The following is a 446-nucleotide window of genomic DNA, read 5'->3' on the forward strand; positions in this document are numbered from 1 at the left end:
CGCTTTATTTGCTTCATCACTATCTATTTAGTTTTGCGTTCGTTAACGATCTGTTTCCATCTCAGCAATACAATCGACGTTTAGCCGTCTAGACGTAAAAATATCTATTGACTTAGATCACGGAACACCATAGCATCATCTGTAAATCGAGCGAGCTATCGACATATTATTCTGTTCTACCTGCACGGGTTTCTCTATGATTAAAGTGAATCAAGTCAATAAGGTTTTTTATCAAGGCACTAAAGAAGTCAATGCCTTAATTGATATCAACCTCCACATTCCTCAAGGTCAAATCTTTGGAGTCATCGGCTCTTCAGGTGCAGGCAAAAGTACCCTAATCCGCTGTGTAAATATGTTGGAAGCCCCAACTTCAGGTGAAGTGATTGTTGACGGTATCGACCTAACAAAACTGAGCAAATCAGAGCTAAGTGAAGCTCGCCGTAACA

The 446-nt window shown here is 40.4% G+C and carries 1 protein-coding gene; it reads left to right on the forward strand.

Annotation, left to right across the window (positions count from 1 at the left end; translation table 11 throughout):
* Positions 1 to 196: 196 nt before the first annotated feature.
* On the forward strand, positions 197 to 446 hold a 250-nt coding region (locus BCT81_RS03535; RefSeq protein ID WP_133152522.1), incomplete at its 3' end, for an ATP-binding cassette domain-containing protein.

It is taken from the genome of Vibrio sp. 10N.261.52.A1, from assembly GCF_002876325.1.
GTDB lineage: Bacteria > Pseudomonadota > Gammaproteobacteria > Enterobacterales > Vibrionaceae > Vibrio > Vibrio chagasii.